The organism is Minwuia sp., from assembly GCF_048263705.1.
GTDB lineage: Bacteria > Pseudomonadota > Alphaproteobacteria > Minwuiales > Minwuiaceae > Minwuia.
Window position 1 is genome coordinate 44,654 of sequence record NZ_JBLXDV010000014.1, and the last position, 23,851, is coordinate 68,504.

At 63.8% G+C, this 23,851-nt stretch carries 20 protein-coding genes; 5 read left to right on the plus strand and 15 right to left on the minus strand.

The window, feature by feature from the left end:
- Positions 1-19 precede the first annotated feature (19 nt).
- Genes ACN0X7_RS17240 through ACN0X7_RS17255 form a run of 4 tightly spaced genes read right to left on the minus strand, consistent with a single transcriptional unit; the run spans position 20 to position 9,869 of the window.
- Complete coding sequence (locus ACN0X7_RS17240; protein ID WP_417519555.1) at positions 20-946, minus strand: homoserine O-acetyltransferase/O-succinyltransferase family protein; 927 nt, start codon at positions 944-946, stop codon at positions 20-22.
- Positions 947-951: 5 nt separating this feature from the next.
- Positions 952-1,860, minus strand: coding sequence for an ATPase (locus ACN0X7_RS17245; RefSeq protein ID WP_417519557.1), 909 nt, complete (start codon positions 1,858-1,860; stop codon positions 952-954).
- Between the two features lie 50 nt (positions 1,861-1,910).
- The gene (locus tag ACN0X7_RS17250; protein WP_417519559.1) at positions 1,911-7,637 is read right to left on the minus strand and encodes a hypothetical protein; all 5,727 of its coding nucleotides are present in this window, start codon (positions 7,635-7,637) and stop codon (positions 1,911-1,913) included.
- Positions 7,638-7,646: 9 nt separating this feature from the next.
- On the minus strand, positions 7,647-9,869 hold the full coding sequence (locus ACN0X7_RS17255) for a polysaccharide deacetylase family protein (RefSeq protein ID WP_417519561.1): 2,223 nt from the start codon (positions 9,867-9,869) through the stop codon (positions 7,647-7,649).
- An 85-nt stretch (positions 9,870-9,954) separates the two neighbouring features.
- Between ACN0X7_RS17255 and ACN0X7_RS17260 the strand changes: the two genes are divergently transcribed.
- A complete protein-coding gene (locus ACN0X7_RS17260; RefSeq protein WP_417519563.1) occupies positions 9,955-11,277 on the plus strand; it encodes an MFS transporter in 1,323 nt (440 codons plus the stop codon).
- On the opposite strand, the gene ACN0X7_RS17265 is transcribed toward ACN0X7_RS17260, so the two are convergent.
- From ACN0X7_RS17265 to hppD, 3 genes are all read right to left on the minus strand, one after another.
- Positions 11,265-12,281: a fumarylacetoacetate hydrolase family protein gene (locus ACN0X7_RS17265; RefSeq protein ID WP_417519565.1), complete on the minus strand. Its 1,017-nt coding sequence runs from the start codon at positions 12,279-12,281 to the stop codon at positions 11,265-11,267. The genes ACN0X7_RS17260 and ACN0X7_RS17265 overlap by 13 nt on opposite strands.
- Before the next feature lie 81 nt (positions 12,282-12,362).
- Positions 12,363-13,508, minus strand: a complete 1,146-nt coding sequence (locus tag ACN0X7_RS17270) for a homogentisate 1,2-dioxygenase (RefSeq protein ID WP_417519567.1) — start codon at positions 13,506-13,508, stop codon at positions 12,363-12,365.
- Between the two features lie 157 nt (positions 13,509-13,665).
- On the minus strand, positions 13,666-14,736 hold the full coding sequence (hppD, locus tag ACN0X7_RS17275) for a 4-hydroxyphenylpyruvate dioxygenase (protein WP_417519569.1): 1,071 nt from the start codon (positions 14,734-14,736) through the stop codon (positions 13,666-13,668).
- 67 nt (positions 14,737-14,803) lie between these two features.
- On the opposite strand from hppD, the gene ACN0X7_RS17280 reads away from it, so the two are divergent.
- Genes ACN0X7_RS17280 through ACN0X7_RS17290 form a run of 3 tightly spaced genes read left to right on the plus strand, consistent with a single transcriptional unit; the run spans position 14,804 to position 16,959 of the window.
- Positions 14,804-15,241 carry a MarR family winged helix-turn-helix transcriptional regulator gene (locus ACN0X7_RS17280; RefSeq protein WP_417519571.1) on the plus strand — a complete coding sequence of 146 codons (438 nt, stop codon included), beginning with the start codon at positions 14,804-14,806 and terminating at the stop codon, positions 15,239-15,241.
- Between the two features lie 42 nt (positions 15,242-15,283).
- Positions 15,284-15,904 carry a DJ-1/PfpI family protein gene (locus ACN0X7_RS17285; protein WP_417519573.1) on the plus strand — a complete coding sequence of 207 codons (621 nt, stop codon included), beginning with the start codon at positions 15,284-15,286 and terminating at the stop codon, positions 15,902-15,904.
- Positions 15,905-15,906: 2 nt separating this feature from the next.
- Positions 15,907-16,959 (plus strand): phosphotriesterase family protein, encoded by a 1,053-nt coding sequence (locus tag ACN0X7_RS17290; RefSeq protein ID WP_417519575.1) that lies wholly within the window; start codon positions 15,907-15,909, stop codon positions 16,957-16,959.
- On the opposite strand, the gene ACN0X7_RS17295 is transcribed toward ACN0X7_RS17290, so the two are convergent.
- The 7 genes from ACN0X7_RS17295 to ACN0X7_RS17325 all read right to left on the minus strand — a co-directional run bounded on the left by ACN0X7_RS17295 (position 16,942) and on the right by ACN0X7_RS17325 (position 21,098).
- Positions 16,942-17,412: a PAS domain-containing protein gene (locus ACN0X7_RS17295; protein WP_417519577.1), complete on the minus strand. Its 471-nt coding sequence runs from the start codon at positions 17,410-17,412 to the stop codon at positions 16,942-16,944. The genes ACN0X7_RS17290 and ACN0X7_RS17295 overlap by 18 nt on opposite strands.
- Before the next feature lie 105 nt (positions 17,413-17,517).
- Positions 17,518-17,901: a DUF1499 domain-containing protein gene (locus ACN0X7_RS17300; RefSeq protein ID WP_417519579.1), complete on the minus strand. Its 384-nt coding sequence runs from the start codon at positions 17,899-17,901 to the stop codon at positions 17,518-17,520.
- 15 nt (positions 17,902-17,916) lie between these two features.
- A complete protein-coding gene (locus tag ACN0X7_RS17305) occupies positions 17,917-18,342 on the minus strand; it encodes an HIT domain-containing protein (RefSeq protein WP_417519581.1) in 426 nt (141 codons plus the stop codon).
- A complete protein-coding gene (locus ACN0X7_RS17310) occupies positions 18,335-19,093 on the minus strand; it encodes an HpcH/HpaI aldolase family protein (protein WP_417519583.1) in 759 nt (252 codons plus the stop codon). Before ACN0X7_RS17310 ends, ACN0X7_RS17305 begins: the two co-directional genes overlap by 8 nt.
- 19 nt (positions 19,094-19,112) lie before the next feature.
- The gene (locus tag ACN0X7_RS17315) at positions 19,113-20,159 is read right to left on the minus strand and encodes an Ldh family oxidoreductase (RefSeq protein ID WP_417519585.1); all 1,047 of its coding nucleotides are present in this window, start codon (positions 20,157-20,159) and stop codon (positions 19,113-19,115) included.
- Between the two features lie 3 nt (positions 20,160-20,162).
- Positions 20,163-20,624 (minus strand): DUF3237 domain-containing protein, encoded by a 462-nt coding sequence (locus ACN0X7_RS17320; protein WP_417519587.1) that lies wholly within the window; start codon positions 20,622-20,624, stop codon positions 20,163-20,165.
- 12 nt (positions 20,625-20,636) lie between these two features.
- On the minus strand, positions 20,637-21,098 hold the full coding sequence (locus tag ACN0X7_RS17325) for a DUF3237 domain-containing protein (protein WP_417519589.1): 462 nt from the start codon (positions 21,096-21,098) through the stop codon (positions 20,637-20,639).
- 78 nt (positions 21,099-21,176) lie between these two features.
- Here ACN0X7_RS17325 and ACN0X7_RS17330 point away from each other — a divergent pair, with 78 nt between their 5' ends.
- On the plus strand, positions 21,177-21,548 hold the full coding sequence (locus tag ACN0X7_RS17330) for an EthD domain-containing protein (protein WP_417519591.1): 372 nt from the start codon (positions 21,177-21,179) through the stop codon (positions 21,546-21,548).
- Between the two features lie 121 nt (positions 21,549-21,669).
- Here the strand turns inward: ACN0X7_RS17330 and ACN0X7_RS17335 are convergent, their stop codons facing one another.
- The gene (locus ACN0X7_RS17335; RefSeq protein ID WP_417519593.1) at positions 21,670-23,772 is read right to left on the minus strand and encodes a 3-hydroxyacyl-CoA dehydrogenase NAD-binding domain-containing protein; all 2,103 of its coding nucleotides are present in this window, start codon (positions 23,770-23,772) and stop codon (positions 21,670-21,672) included.
- Positions 23,773-23,851 lie beyond the last annotated feature (79 nt).

Here is a 23,851-nt window from a genome sequence, read left to right on the forward strand (position 1 = left end):
AACTGTTCCGGCCAAGTCACTAATTTTCAGTGACTTTGTTGGCGGCAATCGTCGAAAGCCAGTTCTGATAGAGCCGCGTTCCATCATCCCGCCAGTCAAAGGACGGCGTCTGCGACGGATCATTGTCGGGATAGTAGTTAGCGGGAATGTGGATCGGCTGATCGGCCGCGACATCGCGATCGTATTCCCGCTTCAGCGTATCGGCATCATACTCGAAGTGATTGAAAATATAGAGATGCCGGCGGCTGCGGTCCTCAAGCAGTCCCAGTCCCGAACCTTCCGAATCCGCCACCACGACCAGTTCCGGCGTATCCGGCAGATCCTCGCGATGGATTTCGGAATGGCGGGACACGGGGATGCGGAAGCCCTCGCCGAAACCGTCGAGATAGGGGCTGGCCTGTTCGATCCGATGATCGAAAACCCCGAAGATCTTGCGGTCGAGCACGTATTTCGGGACGCCGTGAAAGTGGCTCAGCGCCGCCTGTGCCGCCCAGCAGATGTTGAAGACACCGGTCTGGCGGGATTCAGCCCATGCGAAGACATCGAGCAGTTCGTTCCAGTATGGCACGTCCTCGAACGGTTCCTTCTCGACCGGGGCACCGGTGATGATCAGGCCGTCGATCTCCAGATCCCGCACCTGATCGAAGCTGCGGTAAAAGCGACGCATGTGTTCGACCGGCGTATTCGCCGAGCGGTACGCGGGGTCGCGAACCCGATCCATGTAGGCACCGGTGGCGAAAAGGATGACCTCGACACGGCGGGGCCCGTCCGCCAGTTTGCGGATCAGTTGCGTCTCGGTGGCGATCTTGTCGGGCATCAGGTTCAGGATCGCGATCACAAGGTCCGGGTTGGCCGCACGGCCCGAGGGCGCATGGGTGACGACCTCGAGTCCTTCCTTCGAGAGCGTCTCGACGGCCGGCAGGCCTTCTGGCAGCAAGGCGGGCATGATCGTCAGGCCGCCTCTGCCACGCGCGTGTCAATGGCGCGTGCGACCAGTTCGACAAAATCCTGCCCGTCGCGCACCGAGGCGGTATCGCTCGCCTCGACGACATAGCCCATCCGGTCCGCGATCGCCTGATAGCGCGGGATCCGGTGCTGCCAGAGCCGCGGGAAGATCCACTTCACGAAATCATCCGGATCGATGTCGTCGACCTGGTTCACGGGCGACGGCGGCAGATCCCGTTCGGCGCGGTAGTCCGGTATCGCCGCCTGCAGGAAATCATCCCTGTAGAACAATGGTTTCGGATTGCGCATGGCCGCCGCTTCCACCCGTTTGTAGTCTTCCTCGCTGGCACGGATATAGAGCAGCAAGGTGCCTTCGGACAGGGAGGTCAGAACCGGATCGGTCTCGGCTGCGAACGGATCGACGATCTCGCAGATGCTTCCCGACGCATCGTTGATGAAGTTCGGATATCCGTAGATCTCCAGCGCCTTGTTCCGGAACCGCTCCACATCGATCATCGAGTTGATCTCGGCCTGTTCATGCAGGTCCTGACGGTGGCGGAACTCGGCATAGCTGAGCCCCCCCTCTTCCGCACCGGTGCCGTCGGGACGCCCGATCTTGCCCAGATAGGTGGAGATCGGATCCAGATTGTCGACCGTGATGTTGGAGCAGATATAGATGGAATCGCTCAGCAGCAGCTTGCGCAGGAAAGGCACCTGCATCGCCTTCCGCTTGATGTTGTCGAGGATATCCTCCTCCAGATACTTGGTGCCGATGCGGTAGTCCGCCGAATAGTGAAACCACTCCGCCTTCGGCAACCGGTCGGCCAGCATCGTCTTGCCGACACCCGACATGCCCAGCAACGTGATCGCCTTGTGGGGTTCGCGACGGAAGGCGTCGCCTGACTCGTAAAGCATCGGTGCCTCGGATCATCTGCGGTGGAACGGGTGCGGCGGCAGAACCTATATCAGTTCTGTCCCAGCAACAATTCCGCCCTGTCATAGCGGCGCAATTCGATCAGCAGGGCTGCAAAATCCGCAATGAGAGACCGATCGTCGGGACGTTCGGCCAGCAGGCCTTCGTATATCTGCACGGCGCGTTCCCCGTCGCCGATGGCTTCATGGCCGGTGGCGCGCATCCGGCGACTTTCGAAATCGTTCGCCCCGCTCCGGTCCATCACCGCCAGCATCCGGCGGTAGGCATCGCGCGCCTCGGGCTGGCGATTCATCTGCGAGAGCGACTGACCATAGTAGTACCAGGGCCGATGATCGCTCGCCGCCTTGTTGCCCGGTGTCCGGAAGTACCGTTCCAGTGTCTCCACGGCCAGTTCGGCCCGACCGGCAAAGGTGAAGGCACGGCCTGCCTTCAGCAACGCCTCGGGATCATCGCCGATCCGGCTGATCGCGCGCTGGTAGGCAGCAACGGCGGTCTTCGAACGCTCGGCCTGCTCTGCCCAGTCGGCCATGCGCAGCAGCAGTCTCGGATCATCCGTCTGCTCGATGATCGGATCAAGTATGCGGCTGACTTCCGCCTGACGCCGGGTCTCGACAAGCGCCGTGATCAGCGGCTGAAGCTTCGGATCCCTCGCGTTTGCCGGTGCGGGACGCATTCCAAGCGCGACCACCTCGTCAAAGGCCCGGACGTTTGCCAGCAACCTCAGCCAGCCCGCCCGGTCCGCCTGCGCCGAGTCCCCGGCCCGCCTCACCAGCCAGTCGAGGCCGCGCTTCGGCGGTTTCGGCCCCCAGAGAAACACGAGCTGTTCCACATCCGGCGAGGATGGCTTTGCATTGGCGGCAAGGCCCAGAAACACCTGCTCGGCCTGATCGCGGGCGTTGAGGTCCAGCAGCCGGAAGGCGATCTCCCGGCGCTGTTTCCCGGGCACATCGGGCGACTGCGCGCGACGCACGAGCCAGTCGATCAGGTCCCGGTCCCGCCCCAGCGTGGTCAGCGCCTCTTCATAGGTCGATGGCCACGTCCCGGCGGGGTCCGCCTCCGCCGCCCGCCTGAGATAGGGCAGCGCCCGCGCCGGCCCGCCCGTTTCAAGCAGTTCGAAAAGCAGCAGATCCCTCTGCGCAGGCGGTGGCCCCGCGTCCAGCTTCGCGGTCAGGACCGCGACGCGCTCGTCCACCGTGCCCGCCTGGCGAAGCGCATCCAGATAGGCCGCCTCCCACGTGGCCGGATCGCGTTGCGCCAGTTCCCGCAGTTGCGGCAGCGCGATGTCCGCGGCCCCGTTCTCCAGCAGGCCGAACAGCAGGGCCGAGCGAATCTCCGGGTCGAGATCCGGGTCCTTCAGCGCATCGACCGCAAACGCCTTCAGATCGGTAGCGCTGCCGCTCTGACCCAATGCGGTGACATAGGCTGCACGCACCTCACGACTGCCCGGCAACAGCGGACGCAGCACGGCGACGGCTTCCTTGCCGCGCCCGACGCCAATGAGCGCCTGCCCCCGGATCAACCGGGATTCATTGCCCGGAAACCGTTCGAACAGGTCATCCGCAGCAGCCAGCGCGAGGCGGTTCGCCTTGCGCTCGGCCGCCAGGAAATACAGGTCCGTCAGCGCCTGGCGCGTCGGTTCCGGATCTTCGCGCAGCCAGTCGAAAACCCGCTGCGGCGACCCGGCTTTCGTCTCCAGCCGTGCCCAGCCTTCCATCACCTGTGGTTCGGATCGCTGCGCAATCAGACGACGGAAGACCGGCAGCCCCTGTTCGGCCTTGCCCAGTTGCAGGTATTGCGCGGACAGATCGGCATAGGCGAACGAGGGGGTCCGCGGATCGGCCGCGATGCCTTCCAGCAGCGCCAGCGACCGTTCGATGTCGTTCAGATCGCTGAACACCTTCGCGAGCCGCAGCACGTCGGCATTCGACAGATCGTCCAGGGCAGCCGCCCTTTCCGCCCATTCCCGCGCCTTGGCCTCATTGCCCCGCGCCACCTCGATCCGTGCCGCCATGACGGGCCGCGCTTCCCAGAACGCCGGTCCGGTCTGCGCCACGATCTGGTCAATCAGTTCGAAATCACCGTCTTCGGCGGCGTTCTCGGCCAGCGATGCGATCGTGTCATCGTCGAAATCGGACAGGACGTGACGCCGCGCCTCGGCATAGGCGAGTTTCGATTGATCCAGTTCGATGGCCAGCGCCATGTAATCATCCGCGATCCGTACCGGCAGCTTCTCGCCATCGGTACGTGCGCGCAGGAAGGCCAGCGCCTCGGCCTTGCGGTCGACGGCACCCAGCGCGCCCGCGTAGGCTTCCGCCACTTCGTCATCACCCGGCAGAAGCTGCTGCAGGATCGGGATCGCATCTTCGGCGCGTCCCCTGGCGATCAGCGCCGTCGCATAGATGCGCCGCGATTCCGGACCCGGATAGCGTTCGTGGTAGGTGCGCCCCGCCTCGAACGCCAGTTCATCGGCCCGCCGTTCGGCGGCCAGATAGTGCACATCCGCGAGGGCCTGTCCGGACACCGACGGCGTCGACGCCAGCCAGTCGAGCACGCGCGCGGGCTCACCCTCGGCGGCTTCCAGCCTTGCCCAGGCTTCGAGGACCTGCGGTTCGCGCCGGTCCTCAATCAGGCGGCGGAGGATCGAAAGCCCCTCCTTCGCCTTGCCGAGCGAAAGATACTGCGCGCCCAGATCCGCAATGGCATAGGCCGGCGTAGCAGGATCGTCGGCAAGCCCCTTCAGCAGCGCGAGCGATTTTTCCGTTGCGCCAAGCCCCGCCCAGACCGACGCCAGTGCCAGCCGGTCCTGATTGTTCAGATCGTCCCGTCCGGCGGCCCTGTCCGCCCAGTCGCGCGCCGCCGCGTCATTGCCCCGCGCCAGTTCGATCCGGGCGGCGAGCACGGGCCGCTGCGCCAGAAAGTCGGGGCCGACCGCGGCCACCATCTGGTCGATGAGGTCGAAGTTGCGGTCGGCGGCAGCCCGCTCGACCAGAGCCGCCACCACGCCATCGTCGAAGCGCCGGAGATCATGCTGCGCCACCTCCGCAAAGGCGGTCTCGGCGCGATCCAGTTCCAGAGCCAGGCCGATGAAGTCGTCGGCCAGACGGAGCGGCAGTTTTCCACCGTTCCGTTGCTGCTCAAGATAGGTGAACGCATCGCGCTTCCGCCCGACCGCGTTCAGCGCACCGACATAGGTCTCTACGGTCTCGTCATCGCCGGGCAACAGCTTCTCCAGTACCGGCAATGCCTCGGCGGCCCGTCCCCGCGCGATCAGCGCCGTCGCATAGACCCGGCGGGAGTCCGTGCCCGGATATGCGTCGACGTAGCGCCGGGCGGCCTCGAACGCGAGGGCTTCAGCGCCCCGTTCCGTCGCCATGAAATAGAGATCGGCCAGCACCTGCGCGGAAGGCGCTTCGGCGGTTTTCAGCCATGCCAGTGCAGCGGCGGCATCGCCGGCAACGGCCTCCAGCCTGGCCCAGCTTTCCATCACCTGCGGTTCGGTGCGGGTTTCGATCAGACGCCGGAAGGTCTGCACTCCCTCGGCCGCCTTGCCCAGTTTCAGATACTGCGCCCCCAGATTGCCGATGGCGAACGCCGGTGTTGCCGGATCATCGGCCAGCCCCTGCAGCAGAGCCAGAGACCGGTCCGTTTCGCCAAGCGCGTCGAAAATACCCGCCAGCGCGATCATCTCGGCGTTCCTCAGATCGGCGCGCAGCAAGGCTTTTTCCGCCCATTCCCGAGCTGCTGACCGATCGTCCCGCGCCAGTGCGATCCGCGCCGCAAGAACAGGACGCGCCGCCATGAAGGCCGGGTCCGTCTGCGCGACAATCCGGTCGATCAGATCGAAACGCCGGTCGTTGGTCGCGGTCTCGATCCAGAACGCCAGCGTCTCGTCCTCCAGCTTGCGATAGTCCTGCCGCAATGCCTCGGCGTAGGCGGTTTCCATCTCCCCCGCTTCGACAGCCAGACTGAAAAGATCGTCCGCGAGGCGGGGTGCGATTGGGCCATCCGCGCCACGCTGTTTCAGAAACGCGAGAGCATCCGCGCGGCGGTTGGCAGCGACCAGCGCCGCGACATAGGCCTCGGCGTCTTCATCGCTGCCGGGCAGCAGTTCCTCCAGCACCGGAAGCGCCTCCGCATGGCGGCCATTCGCCACCAGCGCCTCGGCATAAAGCCGTCGGGAGTCACGGCCGGGATGCTCCCGGTACAGACGGGTGGCAGCTTCCAGCGCCGATCTTGGCGCGCGGTCCGGCGATGACAGGAAGACGATATCGGAAAGCAGATCCTCGTCGAGGCCCGACCGCTGTTTCATCCATGTCAGCAGTTCTGTATCCAGCCCTTCCCGGGCGGCCAGACGCGCCCAGCCCGCATCCACGGCAAGCGAGGGACGTTCCCTCTGCAACCGCCGGAACGCGCGCAGGCCCTGCGTCGTGCGCTCGGTCTCGATGTAGAGCGTCGCCAGCGCCCGCATGGACTGGTCATCCAGATCGGCGGCCCCGGCGATACGGTCCAGCGTCTCCGCGGCCTGTGCCTCCTGACCCAGCCTGATCTCCGCGCGCGCCAGCCGCAGAAGCTGGTCCAGCCGCCGGACCTTCAGGGAACGAGCTCTTGCAACTTCGGCCTCAGCCTCTTCCATCCGGCCAAGCCCGATCAGGACTTCGGCCACCAGCGCGGGTTCGCGGTCCCGGAAAGCTGCCGGGGCCTGGTCGAGGAACTGTTGCAGCAGCGACGTGCGCCGCTCGAAAACCGCGCGATCCATCACCGCGCGGAGACGGAAATCCGTGAGATCGGCCATGTCGCGCGGCGACACCACCTGATCGATCAGGTCGACATCGCCGGACAGGATGACCAGATCGAGCAGGACCGGCACGGCGGTCTCGGGCAGTTCGCCTCTCTCCTCCAGGCCGCGCAGACGCTCCAGCGCGACAAGTTCCTGATCCAGCGACTGCTGCATCCGGGCCCAGGCGACCAGCAGTGCCGGTGTCCGTTGCAGATCGTCCTCGAACCGCCGCAGCAGAAGCAGTCCCAGCTTGGCCTGGCCCCGATCCGAAATCTCGCGGATCACGGGCACGATGGCCGCCGGACCGGTTTCTCCCGACGCCAGCCTGGCAACCGTCTGCTCGGCCAGTTCCGCCTTGCCCGCCGCGTCAGCCAGCACGGCATAAAGACGAACCGTCCGGGCATCGAAGGACTCCGGAAAACGGCGCCACATCTGTTCGGAGGCCGCCAGCGCCTGATCGTACTTGCCCTGCGAGGCGGCAAGCTGCACCGCCTCCCAGTAGTGGGACCGGTCCGCGATGCCGCGCGTCATGAGATCGTTCAGGCCGGACAGCAGGGCCTCGTATTCACCCCGGACCCGGTACAGATCGACCAGCAGCCGCCGTTCCTGCGGCACGCCGTCGATCGCGACCACCTCGGCCAGCATGGCGACATAGTCGTCGCGCCGCTGATCGAAGCGGTAGTATTCGGCCAGACGCCTGCGCGCGGCGATGTCCTTCGGGTTGTTCCGGACATAGGCTTCCAGAAGCTCGACTGCCGTCGGAATCTCGCCGTCGCCGATTGCGAGTTCCGCCAGCGAAGCGATCACGGCAACCGAACGGTCGCCCCGGTCATACTGTTCCAGAAGAACCTGGCGGGCCTCATCGGCCTCGTCGCTGCGCAGCTTCAGCAGCGCCACATCCTTGTCCCGCGGCACCAGCAGGACACTGATGCCCAGGCCAAGCAGGACGAGCAGGACCAGCAGTATGATGTTGAGGCGCATTTTCCCCGGCTAGCTCCTGCCGACCCGGAACAGGCGCACCCGAACCGGGTCGATCGCATCGCCGGGCAGGACGATCTGCAGTATGCCGTCCGGGCCAGCCTGGGCGGACGCGCGCTGAATTTCTGCGTCCGGACCGGAAACCTCAGCCTGCCAGCGTCCGGGCGCCATGCCGGCCCAGCGCATTTCGCCGGCCCCGAATCCGCGGGCGAGGAATGCCAGTTCCGTCTTCGAACGCCTGAGGTCGCGCACCCCCCAGCGTGCGCTGACAAGCCAGGGTATCCCGGGCCGGGCCGACAGGGGTCCCAGCGCGACGACCGGCTGTTCGACCGCCGCATCCAGCGCAACGTAGAGACTGTTCAGATGATGCCGGAAGCCGAGCACGCCTTCCGAACGGTCCATATCCACGGCCCGCTCTTCCGCCCGATCAAAGCGCAGCGTCTGCAGGGCACCCCGGTCCAGAACCCGCCAGCGCGACGCGCCAAGCGCTTCAAACCGTGTGCTGTAGAAGCCCTGGGCCATGCGCGCGTAATGGCTTGTCGTCACCGGCGCGATTTCCTGCGTGCGGGCGAAATCCAGGTTGGACAGCAGCCCGTTCAGCGCGTTGGTCCGCTCGCCGGAATACATGTGATAGTAGATGTTGATCGGTTTCAGCCGGCGCGGCGTTTCGGTGTTGCGCAGCGTATGGACCAGATCGCGATAGCCGAAATACCGGCCCGACCAGAGGTCCGTGTAGGTGTTTTCATTGCTGTTGGCGGCATAGATCTGACGCTCGTCACCTGCCTTGAAGCCGACTGCCGGCACATAGCTGACGGAGGGGAACTCGGGATCGAAGCGGGAATCGCCGCCGTTGAGATTGAGCAATCCGGCCTCACGGGAGGCGCGGATCATCTTCTCGGTCGGAGAGGTGTCACCGGACCAGAGCACGATCTCGACCTTCTTGTCGGGCGGCGCGAACTGATTGACGAAATCCGCCGCCGCGCCGAACTCCCGGTCGAGCCTGAAGGGAAATGTCCCGAACCCGCGCGGCTGGTCATAGGCATCCTTCAGCGTCACCAGTTGCTCGCGCGGGCCCTTCACGTTTTCAACGCCCCAGGCCTCGATGCTGGGGTTGTCGTACAGCTTGACGAAGGGCGCTTCCTTCTCGGGCGTATAGTCCTCGAAAAAAGCCCACTCGAAAGGATGGCTGTAGGTGTGATGCGCCATTTCAACCTGCGGCAGGGCAAAGATCTCGGAGGCAAGAACCTGTGCCTTCCTGTCGCCTGACCAGGCGGGATCGAGGTCCGCGGCGATCGGACCGACCGTGATCGGCAGGTCGGGATACGGGATGATCGCCTTTTCCATCACGACGCGGGCCGAATAGGCCTGCTGCTTCTTGTAACCGCTGACAAGCGACACATTGCGCCAGCCGTCACCGTCGATGTGGCTGAAGTACATCCGTCGGCCCGACAGGGTGGTTACATCCGGAACGGGCCGCGGGACCGCGCCAAAGACCCGTTCGAAAAGCCTGAACGGATCGACGTACCACTGGGTGCGGAAATAGACGGGGTCCTTGTAATAGATCCAGCCGCCTTCGATGAAGGCAGCGGTCGGCGAGATCATGAACAGCGCGCTTTCGTCGCCGGACTGGCGATTGCGCACTTTCAGCATCACTTCGGTCGCGTCACCGGCCGGAAGGTAGAGCTCATAGGGAGGCAGATGGCCATCCATCCGGCGCTCGTGATCATAGAAGTCGGGGTCGCGGTGCACGATCTCGGTATCGAAGGTGACATCGGTCCAGTCGCCCCCCAGTTCGATCCCCAGCTTTTCCAGAAACGCCGTCACGCTGGCCCGTCCCGCGACCGATTCACCGCCGGTCTGCGCCAGAAATCCGAAATCGCCCAGGATGATGAACTTCTTGCCCGCATCGACCATGCGCGTCGCCCAGTCCACATAGGCCAGCGGATCGGCCATGCTGCCTTCGGCGAACCAGGTGATCACACCGGCCACGTCGGGATCGCCGATCGCCTCTTCCGGCAAGCCTTCATCCAGTTCGCGGTAATCCAGCACGTAGCCGAGCCAGTTCAGCGGCATCTCGGCCATCTTGTGCAGGTCGTGAAGTTTCGGCTTTTCTCCCTGCGGATGATGAATGGCGATGATCCGCCGTGGCACATCGGTCGCGAGAACGACATTACTCCAGCCCGCCAAAACGGCGAGCAGACACAGAATCGAGAAAAAACGGTACATCGGGCTCATGGTTAACACAGACTAAGCAACTCCCCTGCCAGCCGCATCTGCCAAGATGGCTTGCCGCCTCCTACGTTCCCGTTAACATGCACGCATGATCAAGGCCCTAGCACCCGTCGCGGCTCTGCTGCTCAGTGTCGCCATGTTGCTGATGGGCAACGGGCTTCAGTCCACCCTGCTGCCGTTGCGCGCGCAGATCGAGGCCTTCGGCTCGTTCGAGATCGGGATTCTGGGATCCGCCTATTTCGTGGGTTTCGCGCTGGGCTGCTGGCGCGGCGCGGTGGTCATCCGCCGTGCCGGGCATGTCCGCGCCTTCGCGGCCATCGTGGCCGTCGCATCGACATCGGCACTGGTTCACGCGCTGGTCACCGACATCGTGGTCTGGTGGTTTGTCCGCGCCCTGACCGGGGCCTGCATCGCCATGCTGTTCATGATCATCGAAAGCTGGCTGAACGAGAAAGCCACCAACGAATCGCGCGGCACGGTCTTCTCGGTCTACACCGCCATCAACCTGTCGATGATCTCGGTCGGTCAGGTGATGATCGCCCTGGGCAACCCCGGCGGGTTCCCGCTGTTCCTGGTCGCTTCGATCCTGATTTCGTGGGCCGCGGTCCCCCTAGCCCTGTCCCGTTCCGAAAGCCCGGCCCCGGTCGAGCATGTCGGGGTGCGGATCGGTTACCTGCTGAAGCTGTCGCCGGTCGGGTTCATCGGCAGTTTTCTGGTCGGCGCGTCGAACGGTGCCTTCTGGTCGCTTGCGCCGATTTTCGCGCAGGGCGGGCAGCAGAACGCCAGCGCGGCGGCCATCTTCATCGCCATCTCCGTCATCGGCGGCGCGGCAGCGCAATATCCTTTGGGCAAGCTTTCGGACCGGATGGACCGGCGCAAGCTGATCATCATCGTCTCGCTGCTGGCCGCCGCCTCGGCACTGGCCCTGGCCATTTTCGGTGCCCGGTCGGAAGCATTGCTGATGGTGACGGGCTTTGCGTTCGGCATGTTCGCCTTTCCGCTCTATTCGCTCTGCGTGGCCCATGCCAACGATCTGGTGGATTCGAAAAGCTTCGTCGAGGCCGCCAGCGGCCTGTTGCTGACCTGGGCCGCCGGCGCGGTCGCCGGACCGCTGTTCGCGTCGGCCCTGATGTCTCAGTTCGGCGGACGGGGCCTGTTCTTCTTCACCATCGCCATCCATGTCGGACTGGCGATCTTCGTCGCGATCCGCATCCGCAAGCGCGACGCGCCGCCTGATGAAACGCGGGGTTCCTTCGTCGAAGCGGCAAATGCGGGGGCCACGATCAGCACGGTCGATGTCGGCATGACCGAACATCAGTCCGGGACAGGCGTAGAACCGGACACCGGGGGGACGGAGACGGACGGCACCGGCATGGACACTACGGAAGACACGAAACCTCAGACGTCGTAGCGCACCACCTTCTGATCGATGCTGCCGAAGATTGACTGGCCGTCCTCGTCCAGCATGTCGATCTTCACCCGGTCACCGAACCGCATGAAGGGCGTTGACGGTTTGCCGTCAGCGATCGTCTCGATCATGCGGATTTCAGCGATGCAGGAATAGCCCAGCCCGCCCTTGTTGACCGGCGTACCGGCACTGCCATCGGCATTGCGGTTGGAAACCGTCCCCGATCCGACGATCGTCCCGGCGCAGAGCGGACGCGTCGTGGCGGCGTGCGCGACCAGATCGGGGAAGCTGAAGGTCATTTCCTCGCCCGCCTCCGGTTTCCCGAACAAATCACCGTTCAGATATGACAGCAGCGGACGATGCACCTTCGCGCCATCCCACGCGTCGCCCAGTTCTTCCGGTGTGATCGCGACCGGACTGAAGGCACTCGACGGTTTGCCATGAAAGAAGCCGAAACCCTTCGCCAGTTCGTTCGGGATCAGACCGCGCAGGGACACATCGTTCACCAGCATCAGCAGCCGGATGTGATCGCGCGCCGCCTCCGCCTTCGTCGCCATCGGCACGTCACCGGTAATCACGGCAATCTCGGCCTCGAAGTCGATACCGTGATCTTCGGAGATCGCCCGGATGTCGTCCCGCGGCCCGATGAAACTGTCCGAACCGCCCTGATACATCAGCGGGTCGGTCCAGAAGCTTTCGGGCAGTTCCGCGCCCCGCGCCTGCCGGACCAGTTCGACATGGTTCACATAGGCGGAACCGTCGGCCCACTGATAGGCGCGCGGCAGCGGCGACGCGCAGGCGGCGGGATCGAAATCGAAGATGTCGCGCGCACCGCCGACGTTCAGCGAATGGTAGGTGGCCTTCAGCAGCGGCTCGCAATGGTCCCAGTTGTCCAGCGCTTCCTGCATGGTGGCGGCGATCTCCGCCACGGGACAGGCCTTCGCCAGGTCCTTCGAGACCACGACCAGCTTCCCGTCGCGGCCGTCTTTCAGAGATGCGAGTTTCATGGTTCTCTCCCGAGATAACTGTCCCAGACAGCAACTTTCAGATCGCTTTCCCTCCCTCTTGAGGGGGGAACATACATTCAGCTATTTCAATCTGGCGCGGTTGGCCATGCCCCAGCTCTTCACGTAATCCCGGTTCTCGGTCGCTTCCGCAGCGGCGGCCACTTCCAGCGGATCACGCGTGTCGATCATGACCGCGACCTCATCGGTCGCCGCCTTCTTCGGCGTGAACGCGTTCTTCAACGCGCCCGGCTGCGGCCCATGCGGAAACCCGCAGGGGTGCAGGGTCATCATGCCGGCGTCGATGTTGTCGCGACTGAAGAAATCGCCCGCGTGATAGAACAGTACCTCGTCATAATCGTTGTTCGAATGGAAGAACGGCACCTTCAGCGCGCCGGGATCGCTCTCGAACGGGCGCGGACAGAAGGTGCAGACCACAAAGCGGCCGGCGAGAAAGGTCGTGTGGGCGCTGGGCGGCACGTGATAGCGCGCGCTCATCAGCGGACGGATGTCGCGCCAGTTGACCTTCACCGGGCACAGATCGCCCTTCCAGCCGACGGCATCCAGGGGGTTGTAGGGATAGGTCACCGTCGACACGCCGCCGCGCGCCTTGATCTGCACCTGCCATTCACCATCGCCCTGCTGCGCCCGGAACATCTCGTCGATGGCGGGCGTATCCATGACAGCCGGATCGAAGATCGCATGCGGGCCGACCAGCCCCTTCTCGGGCAGCAGGTAGGAATCGTTGGTCGCCTCGATCAGCAGGGCCTGCACCGGCTCGGACGGTTCGATCCGCCACGTCGTCGCGCGCGGCAGCATGATGTAGTCACCGTCGCGGAAGCTCATGTGGCCGAAGTCGCAGAACAGTTCGCCCGCGCCCTGATGGATGAAGATCAGGTCGTCGCCGTCGCCGTTGCGGGCAAGCGCTTCCATGGCCTTGTCCTGACGCCAGAAACGCACCTTCGTTGCGCCGTTGTGCAACAGCAGATCCGCATCCCAGGGCCCGCGATGCCCGCCGTTCAGTTTCTGCGTGTCGAACGCGCGGGGTTTCAGCGGGCCATCCCAGTCGGTCCAGCCGGTCGGCGGATTCTGATGGTAAATGTGGCTGGCCGGGCCGAAAAACCCCTCCTTGCCGAACTCCCGCTCATAGGTGCCCTCGGGCAGGTCGGCATGCGCCTGCCGCGAGGCCAGCCCTTCGGACTTCGGAAACTGTATCCAGTTTTTCGCCATCTGTCATACTTTCAGTCTGTCACCCCGGCCTTGTGCCGGGGTCCGGTTCGAGAGCGATGTCAGGCACTCTTCTTCACAATCACATGCCAATCCAGATCCCGGCACAAGGCCGGGATGACAGAGTGGCACCAAGGTTGAACGGAGCGATCACGCGGCCTCAAGCCTCTTCCTTGATATAGCCACGACGGATCTGATCCTGTTCGATGCTTTCAAACAGCGCCTTGAAGTTGCCTTCACCGAAGCCTTCATTGCCCTTGCGCTGGATCAGTTCGAAGAAGATCGGACCGATGACGGTCTGGGTAAAGATCTGCAGCAGCTTGCCGCCACCCTGATCCGGCCCGCCGTCGATGAGGATCGAATTCTTCTGCAGGCGGTCGAGATCCTCACCGTGATCGGGCACGCGCGCATCGACGCCCTCGTAATAGGTCGCCGGCGTATCCTGGAAAGGCATGCCCAGTTCGCGCAGATGCTCGACCGTCGCGTAGATATCATCGGTACCCAGTGCAACGTGCTGGATGCCTTCGCCCCGGTATTCCTCAAGATATTCGTGAATCTGCGACTTGTCGTCGGAGCTTTCGTTGATCGGAATGCGGATCTTGCCGCACGGGCTGGTCATGGCCTTCGATTTCAGGCCCGTCACCTTGCCTTCGATGTCGAAGAAGCGGACTTCGCGGAAGTTGAACAGGCGCTCGTAGAAGTCGGCCCATTCGGCCATCCGGCCCCGGTGCACATTGTGCGTCAGATGGTCGATATAGGTCAGGCCGGCCCCCTTCGGCTGCGGATCGACGCCGGGGATGGGTTCGAAATCGACCTCGTAGATCGATCCCTTGTCGCCGTAGCGATCCACCAGGTAGATCAGGCTGTCGCCGATGCCCTTGATCGCCGGAATGTTCAGTTCCATCGGCCCGGCATGGGTTTCCACGCCCCAGGCCCCGTTCTCCAGCGCGCGCCTGTAGGCGGCAGGTGCATCATCGACCCGGAAGGCAATGGCGCAGGCGCTGGGCCCGTGCAGCCGCGAGAAGGACCGCGGAAAGCCTGTCGTCTCGGCATTCAGGATCAGATTGACGTCGCCCTGCCGGAACAGGGTCACATCCTTCGAGCGGTGCTTCGCCACGGCGGTAAAGCCCATCTTCTCGAACAGATCGGCCAGTGGCGCGGGATCGGGCGCGGTAAACTCGATGAACTCGAACCCGTCGGTTGCCATCGGATTTTCCCAGAGATCAGCCATCGCATGCGCTCCCTTGTTCACAATTCAGCTTGCATCGATATTAGTTTCATATGAAACTATATGCAACATGAAAGATGAAACACTCGATCTCCCGGCGTTCCTGCCCTACCAGCTGTCGGTCGCGTCGAACCGGGTGAGTGCGGAGATCGCGCGTCTCTACGCGGACCGGTTCGGGCTGACCATTCCGGAGTGGCGGATGATGGCAATCCTGGGCCGCTTCCCCGGACTGTCCGCGAACGAGGTCGCCGAGCGCGCCGCCATGGACAAGGTCCAGGTCAGCCGGGCCGTCGCACGAATGATCAGTTCCGGATTGCTGGATCGCACGTTGTCGCCGGACGACCGGCGGCGTTCGGCACTGCAACTCTCGGACAACGGGCTGAACATCTACCGACAGATCGTACCGCTGGCCAAATCGTATGAGCGCCGGATCGCCGAACGGCTGGAGCCGGATGAACGAAAGGCCCTGTCGTCAGCACTGATCAAGCTCGCCAAAGCCGCAGAATGACCTAAACTCCGGTTCGTCAATCATCGACCGGAGTGACCGACCATGTCCGATACGCGGCGTTTCGCCTTTCTGATGTTCCACGAATATGAGGAACTCGACCTGATCGGGCCGTGGGAGATGGCGACGATGTGGCGTGACTACGCCGATGGTCCCGAATGCTTCACGGTGAGCGAGAACGGCGGTGCCGTGAAGTGCGCCAAGGGCCTGAAGACCGAAGCCGACCACAGCTTCGCAGACTGTCCGGACTTCGATTACCTGCTGATTCCCGGCGGGTTCTCTGCCTTCGACGAGATGCAGAACAACATCCTGATCGACTGGGTGAAGGCGAAGGCGCAGAGCGCCGAACACGTGCTGTCGGTCTGCACCGGATCCTTCATCCTCTACGCCGCGGGCCTGCTTGAGGGACGAAAGGCCACCACGCACTGGAAGGGTCTCGACCGGATGAAGGAATTCCCCGGCGTCACCACGGTGGAGAAACGCTGGGTCCGCGACGGCAACGTCTGGTCATCTGCAGGGGTTTCCGCCGGGATCGACCTGACGCTTGGCTTCATCGCGGCCATCGATGGTGATGACGCCGCCGCCAGCGTGCAGCACAATGCCGAATACTATCCGGAAGGGATCGTCTACGGCGACGGCGGCAACCTGGCGGCACGGAGGGCCTGACAATGAGCAAACGACTGACCCGCGACGACCTGAGAGGCAAGGCGCAGACCGTGCTGGGCGTGATCGAGCCATCCGAACTGGGCCCGACCCTGATGCATGAGCATCTGCTGTGGGACATCCGCACGCCCGAGATGCAGGCCGATCCGGATCAAGGGCCGGAGATCGCGCTGTGCAATTGCTGGCACATCAATTACGGCGCGAAGAAAGCGCCCAACAATTACGTCTTCTTCGACAACAAGATCGCGACTGCCGAGGTCGCACGCATGCGCGCCGCGGGCGGACGGTCCATCGTCGAACTGACCATCGGCGGCCTGAAGCCCGATCCGGAAGGGCTGCAGCAGATCGCCCGCGATACCGACACGCACATCGTCATGGGCTGCGGCCACTATGTCGACGACTATCAGGATCCGGCCAACCGCGAACGGAGCGTCGACGATTTCGCAGCCGAGATGATCGATCAGGTACAGGTCGGCGCGTGGGGCACAGAGGCCCGCGCCGGGATCATCGGCGAGATCGGCTGTCAGTCCCCCTGGACCGACCTGGAAAAGCGGGTGATGGCCGGTGCCCTGATCGCGCAACAGGAAACGGGCGCGGCACTGAACGTCCATCCGGGACGTGATCCGGACCAGCCGCAGGAAGTTGCCGATTTCATCGCGGAGAAGGGCGGCGACACATCACGCCTGATCATCAGCCACATCGACCGGACGATCTTCGATGACGAGCGGCTCTTCCGCCTCGCGGACAGCGGTACCATCATCGAACTCGACCTGTTCGGACAGGAGCAGTCGCACTACAATCTGAACCTGAAGATCGACCTGCCCAACGACGCCGAGCGGCTGCGCTGGATGCGCCGCCTGATCGATCGCGGCCATCTGGACCAGATCGTGATCAGCCACGACATCTGCTACAAGACGCGCCTGACCGAGTTCGGCGGTCACGGCTATGCCCATATTTTCGAGAACGTCGTGCCGCTGATGCGTCGCCGCGGCTTTTCGGAGGCGGAGATCTCGCGGATCACCGTGGAGACGCCGAAGCGCCTACTTACGTTTGATTGACAGCCGGTTCGTGGCGAAATCGGCGCTGGGTGAAAAGCTGAACTCCAGCGCCAGCAGGACCAGACGAATCTCCGGACCGTCGCGGCGCAGCGGCAGTGCCGTGCACAATATCTGATCGAAGGAAGGCGTCACGCCGAAGTACTTCACTTCGCTTTCAGTCGGCTGGCCGGTTTCAGCCGTCTTGTGAACAAGATCGTACAGTTCCTTGAGGCCGCCCTCGCTGCTGTCAGCGGAGAAATTCATGCCCGTCGGTTCCATGCCCGACCGGCGTGAGACACGCGTGCCGGCAAGGCGGAACCGGCAGGTGCCATCCTCAAGAATCTCGACGAGCGCAATATCCGGCAGCAGGCCGCGCATTTCGGCCGGGTCGATGTCGCTGCGATCCGGAACGCAGTCGTGCTTCGACTTGGACTGCCAATAGGCCTTCAGAAGTGCTCCAGCGCCGGTGGACATCGGCTCGTCTCCCCAGGTATCGAAAAGATAACTTGAGGTAGAATTGGCAAGTCCGGGGCCAGTTCGGCCAGGCTGACGTTAGCGTCAATTAAATTGTGATCAGCGTCACGCTTTCAGACGCGCCACCCAGTCGTTGATCCGCTTCTCATTCACGCCAAAGTCGCGAATGCCGATCTTCGCGCGGGAATAGATCGCAAGGGTGGACCGCCCTTCACCGGCATCGAGCGTGCGCACATCGATCACATCCGGAAACCGGAAGATCCTTGATTTTGCTACGAAAACCGTCTGGTTTCCGGTCGCCTCGCCCGTCTTTTCGGCGACACGCGGCTGAGCCAGCGCGATGGCGCGGAACCTGTTCATCAATGAATCCGGCGTCTCGGCAAAGGTCGGACTCTCGGCATGCGGTTCCGCGTTCGCGCAGAGGCCGGGCGGTGCCATCAGAAACTGGTTCGGCTTCCAGTTGAGTTTGAAAGTTGCGAAATCGATCACGAATTGAACCTCACGTCAAAATATGAATGAACGTTCCGTTTTGTGACGGATCGTTTCAATTAGCGAATCCCGTTCGGTGCCAGCGCGCGCGACAGGTTCGCCCACACCCCAGATCGGCCCGGGCCACGCCGCATCGCCGATCTTCCTGCCGATGACATGCATGTGCATCTGCGGCACCTGATTGCCGAGGGTCGCGACATTGGTCTTGTCGGCATCAATCAGGTTCCGAACGATCAGCGCGGCCGAGGCCGCTTCCTCGATCAGTTGCGTTCGGTCATCCGGCGACAGATCGAACAGTTCCACCGCCCCGACGCGCCGGGGTATCAGCAACAGCCACGGCCAGCGCGCATCATCGCTCAAGCGGACATGGCACAATGGCCAGTCGCCGACCGCATGCGATGATCCCGAAAGCCGTGGGTCGATTTCGAAATCATCAGCCACGGGCGAGGTCGATTTCGGCGTTCGCCGCCTTGCGCATCAGCGCCACGTCATTGGCCAGCGTGCACAGCCTGAACCCCTGCTTGAACAGCCGCGCAGCATGATCGCCGCCCGCCGCATGAATCGTCGGGATCACGCCGTTGTCCGTCGCGACGCGGCGAATGTGCTCGATCGCCTCCAGGACTTCCGGCTCCGTCGGGTCGGGCAGCGGATCGTGTCCCAGCCCCAGCGCGAGGTCGGAGGGACCGATATAGACCGCATCCAGCCTTTCGGTGGCACAGATGTCCTCGATATTGTCGAGGGCCGTCTTGGTCTCGATCATCGCGAGGGAGATCACCGTGTCGTTGGCGTTCTTGGCATAGTCCGGGCCCATGTAGAGCGGCCCGCGCACCCCGGCATACGACCGGAAACCGTGCGGCGGATAGCGCATGCACTGCACCAGGTGCTCGGCTTCCTCGCGCGTGTTGACCATCGGACACACCAGCCCCAGCGCCCCCGCATCCAGCGTCTTCATGATCCACGTCGGATCGTTCCAGGGAATGCGGGCCAGCGGCGTCGCGGGCTGCGCCGAGATCGCCTGCAGCAGATGAATACCGTCATTCAGATCGATCATGCCGTGCTGCATGTCGACACCGATGGAATCGAATCCAAGCGAGGCCATGATCTCGGCGGAATAGGAACTGGAACTGGCCAGCCAGCCGTTCACGACATTGCCGCCCGCATTCCAGATGTCGCGCACCTTGTTGGTTCTCATGATCTCTCTCCCCCGAAATTCAGAGCGGCGCCGGTGCATCGACACCCAGCTTCTCCGCCCACTGTTTCAACCTTGGCATGATATCGGGGAACAGCGCCACGCCATCCCGTCCGGCATCCCGTTTTCTTTGCAGGGCACGCTCACCCGGCAGTCGCACACCAGGCGCGCCGTCGGGCACGCGCGCGGCACGGCAGGCCGCAGCCAGCCAGCCCGTCTCGGCGCTGAACGCATCCAGCCCGCCGAACGCATCCGGATCGATCATCAGGACCAGAACCGACGCCCCATGCTGGTCCGGGCCGTCCTTGCGACCGAACCCGGCAAGGCCCGACGTCATCGCCTCGACCATCAGGCCCAGCCCGAATCCCTTGTGGCCGCTGTCCAGACCGCCCAGTGGCAGCAACGCGCCGCCATCGTCGAAGGCCGCCGGATCGTCGGTTGCATTGCCGTTCGCATCGATCAGCCATTTGCCGCCCAGCCTGCCGCCCTCTGCGGCGGCGCGCCCGCGCATCCCCATCGTCGTTATGGATGCCGATATGTCGATCAGAACCGGATCGCCGTCCGTCGGAATGCCGACACCGATCGGATTCGGTGTGTAGACCGGTTCGGTCGCACCGTGCGGGGCCACCCCGCCCACGGCGGGGTCGGAGGACAGCAGAAGCATCAGCATGCCCTGGTCCGTCGCGACGGGCAGAAAACTGGCCAGACAGGCGATGTGCCCCGACCGCCGGATCGACACGCCGCAGATACCGTACTGCCGGGCCCGGTCGACAGCGAGATCCATCGCATGATGCACCAGCCAGACGCCCGACATGTAGTGTCCGTCCCAGAGCACCGCCGGACCACGGTCGGACAGGACATCCGGATCGCCGGTCGCCGGCATCTCGCCATTCTGCAGCGCATCGAGATACTGCGGCGCGAGGTTCAGACCGTGGGTGTCATGCCCCATCAGATCGGCATCGACCAGCATCTCGGCGACAACGGTGGACCGGTCCGCCGGCATACCGGCGCGGCTGAACAGATCGGCGGCAAATACCTTCAGCGCCTGGGCGTCATACCGCTCCGCCATGCCTCAGAGCACCTGGTGCACGTGATAGAGCGGGCCGCGCGGATGCCGGTCGCCCAGCCCCACCGCCAGAATGTTGTTCATCCAGTAGTAGCGCTCGTCCCCGGTCTCGAAGGTCGGTGCGGTCCTGAAATAATATTCCGACGCATCGACACGCTCGCCCGCATCGAGTTTCTTCAGCACATCCTTCGGTCCGTGGCGGTAACCGTGATAGCCCATCAGGATCAGCGCGCCGTCATCCGTTTCGATGGTCAGCCGCACGTCCAGAGCCAGCACGCCGTTGTTTCGGACGATGATCCAGTCCCCCGCCGCGCCGGGCAGAACCTTGCCGTTGAGTTTCGGTCCCTTCACGGTGCCGCCGGTCACTTCGGCGATCAGGCGTTTGCCGTTGAAGGTGTCGCCGATCATGGTGCGCTCGCCAACATCGATGGCGATATCGAACAGGTGCTCAAACCCGAGATCCGTCATGGTGCCATCCCCTCACAGAATCCGATGAATGTCATAGACCGGGCCTTCCGGCAGCCGCCGCCCGGTTCCGATGAACACCGTGTGGTTCATCCAGTCGTATTTCTCGGCGGCGGTCTCGAACTTCGGCGCGATCCGGAAATAATAGGTCGAGGGATCGACGTCCTCACCCGCAGCCAGCGCGGCCATCACCTCCGGCGGGCCATGACGACGCCCGCCATAGGTCATGTAGATCAGGTCCCCGTCCTCGGTCTTCAGCGTGACGCGAACATCCAGATGTGTGGCCCCGTCTGCCGTGAACATCAGCCAGTCGCCGCCCGGACTGGGCAGTGCGGTGCCTTTCAGGCCGGGTCCTTCGAAGGTGCCCCCGGTCACCGTTGCGATCCGCCGCGTGCCGAAGGGCCCGCTGCCCAGATCGCGGATCTGCGGCACGTCGAACCGCGCGGTCAATACGTGCTCGGTCTTCACTTCGCTCATGCCTGTTCCCCACCCTGCGCCTTTGCGTCCGGCTACTATACGTGGCCCAATGCAGAGCGAAACAGGGGAGTCGAGACGATGATCAAGATTACATTCTGTCTGCGCCGCAAGCCGGGCCTCAGCCTGGGCGAGTTCCACGACTACTGGCTGAACAGCCACGGTCCGCTGGTCCGGAAACACCAGAAGGCGCTGCGCATGGTCCGCTACGTTCAGGTGCACACCATCGAAACCGCACTGACCGCCGGTATGCAGGGTGCCCGCAAGGCCCCCGAAGGCTTCGACGGCGTGGCCGAACTCTGGTGGGAGAGCCTGGCCGACCTCGAAGCCTCGACCAGCGATCCCGCAGCGCGCGAGGCCGGACGCATCCTGCTGGAAGACGAGGCGAAATTCATCGACCTGCCCAACTCACCGCTCTGGTTCGGCGAGGAGCATGTGGTCGTGGGTAACTGACGATCAGCGTTCGTTGAGCTGCTCAGGTCCCCGCATTCCGCTTCGCTCCAGCGGGGATGACAGGCTTCTGCGTGTCACCCCCGCCCTGTGCGAGGGCCTGAGTGTTCATTGAATCCCGGTGTCAGCCCCTATAGTCGCGGAACCCCTTGCCTTCGGCAACCAGCTTCTCGATCAGCGCCGCCGGCTTCCAGGAATCGTCCCCGCCGGACTGCTCATGGTAGGCCTTGATCCGCTCCAGCACCTTGTCCAGTCCGACTTCGTCGGCGTAGTGCATCGGCCCGCCGCGATGTTTCGGGAAGGCGTAGCCGTAGACATAGGTGATATCGATATCGACGGGCCGCAGCGCGATGCCTTCTTCCAGGATCTTCGCGCCCTCGTTCACCAGCGCGTAGATGCAGCGTTCCAGGATTTCCTGATCCGACACCTCGCGGCGCTTGATTCCGGCTTCCGCCGAATTCTTCTCGATGATCTCCTTCACCACCGGATCGGGCTTCGGCACGCGACTGCCTTCGTCATAGTGATACCAGCCCGCGCCGGTCTTCTGACCGAAGCGGCCCAGCTCGCAGATGCGGTCGGCCAGCGCCGAGTAGCGCTTGCCCTGCGGCCAGTTCTCAAGCTGGCGCTTGCGCACGTACCAGCCAACATCCAGACCCGCCATGTCGCCCATCGCAAACGGCCCCATGGCCATCCCGAAGTCATACATCACGCGATCGACGTCCTCGGGCTGCGCGCCTTCTTCCACCAGGAACGACGCCTCGCGGCCATAGGGGTGCAGCATCCGGTTGCCAATGAAGCCATCGCAGTTTCCGGCCAGCACGGCGATCTTGCCGATCCGCTTGCCCATGTCCATCACGGTCGCGATGGTTTCCTTCGACGTCTTCTCGCCGCGCACGTTTTCCAGCAGCCGCATCACGTTGGCAGGACTGAAGAAGTGCGTGCCGACCACATCCTCGGGGCGCTTCGTCGCCGAGGCGATCTCGTCGATGTCCAGTGTCGAGGTGTTGGAGGCCAGCACGGCACCGTCCTTCATGACCTCATCCAGCTTGGCGAAGATCTCCTTCTTCACGGCCATGTCCTCGAAAACCGCCTCGATCACGATGTCCGCGTCGCCGATTTCCTCGTAGGACAGCACCGGATTCAGCAGGCCCATGCGCTGCTCGACCTGTTCGGCGGTCATGCGGCCCTTCTTCGCGGTGTTCTCGTAGTTGCTGCGGATGACGCCGACGCCCCGGTCCAGCGCGTCCTGCGTCGTCTCCAGGACGGTCACCGGAATGCCGACATTCAGGAAGTTCATGGCGATCCCGCCGCCCATCGTGCCGCAGCCGATGATGGCCGCCTTGCCGATCTTCTTCGGCGCGACGTCCTTGCCGATGCCGGGAATCTTGGCGACCTCGCGCTCACCGAAGAAGATGTGGATCTGTGCCGCGCGCTGCGGACTCTCCATCAGTTCACCGAACAGGCGGCGTTCCTCGGCCAGCCCCTCCTCGAAGGACGACGCCTTGAAGGCTGCCTCGACCGCGGAGATGCAGTTCTGCGGTGCCAGCACGCCGCGCGCCTTCTTCGCCATGGTGTCACGGAAGGTGTCGAAGATCGCCGGATCGGCCTCGTCCAGCTTGCCCCGGCTCTCGGCGATAACCGGTCGCGGCGCATTGCCGTCTACCAGACGCTGACAGAAGGCGACCGCACCCGGGATTAGCTCGTCCACGATCTCATCGACGATACCGGCCTTCGCCGCCATCGGTGCAGGCACCATGTCGCCCGACGTGATCATCTTCAGCGCGCTCTCGACCCCGGCGACGCGCGGCAGCCGCTGCGTCCCCCCTGCGCCCGGCAGCAGGCCCAGCTTCACTTCCGGCAGACCGACGAAGCTTTTCGGTACGGCCACGCGGTAGTGCGCCGAGAAGGCCGTTTCCAGCCCGCCGCCCAGCGCCGTGCCGTGAATCGCGGCGACGACAGGCTTCGGGCTTTCCTCATAGGACTTGATCACCGCATTCAGATCCGGCGCGCCCATCGGCTTGCCGAATTCCTTGATGTCAGCGCCCGCGATGAAGGTGCGGCCATCGCCCGCCAGCACGATGCCCTTGATGCTGTCGTCGGCGTTCGCTTCGGCCAGCCTGTCCTGCAGCCCCTGACGGACGGCCTGACTGAGTGCGTTGACCGGCGGGTTCTGAACCAGAATGACCCCGATCTCGCCGTGCTTTTCCAATACCACCGGTGATGTCATGGCGGTTGCCTCCCCTGAGATGTGTCTGTGTTTCTGGCTTAGACGAATAGCGCCCGGATTGGAATGCGTTTGCGGCTGG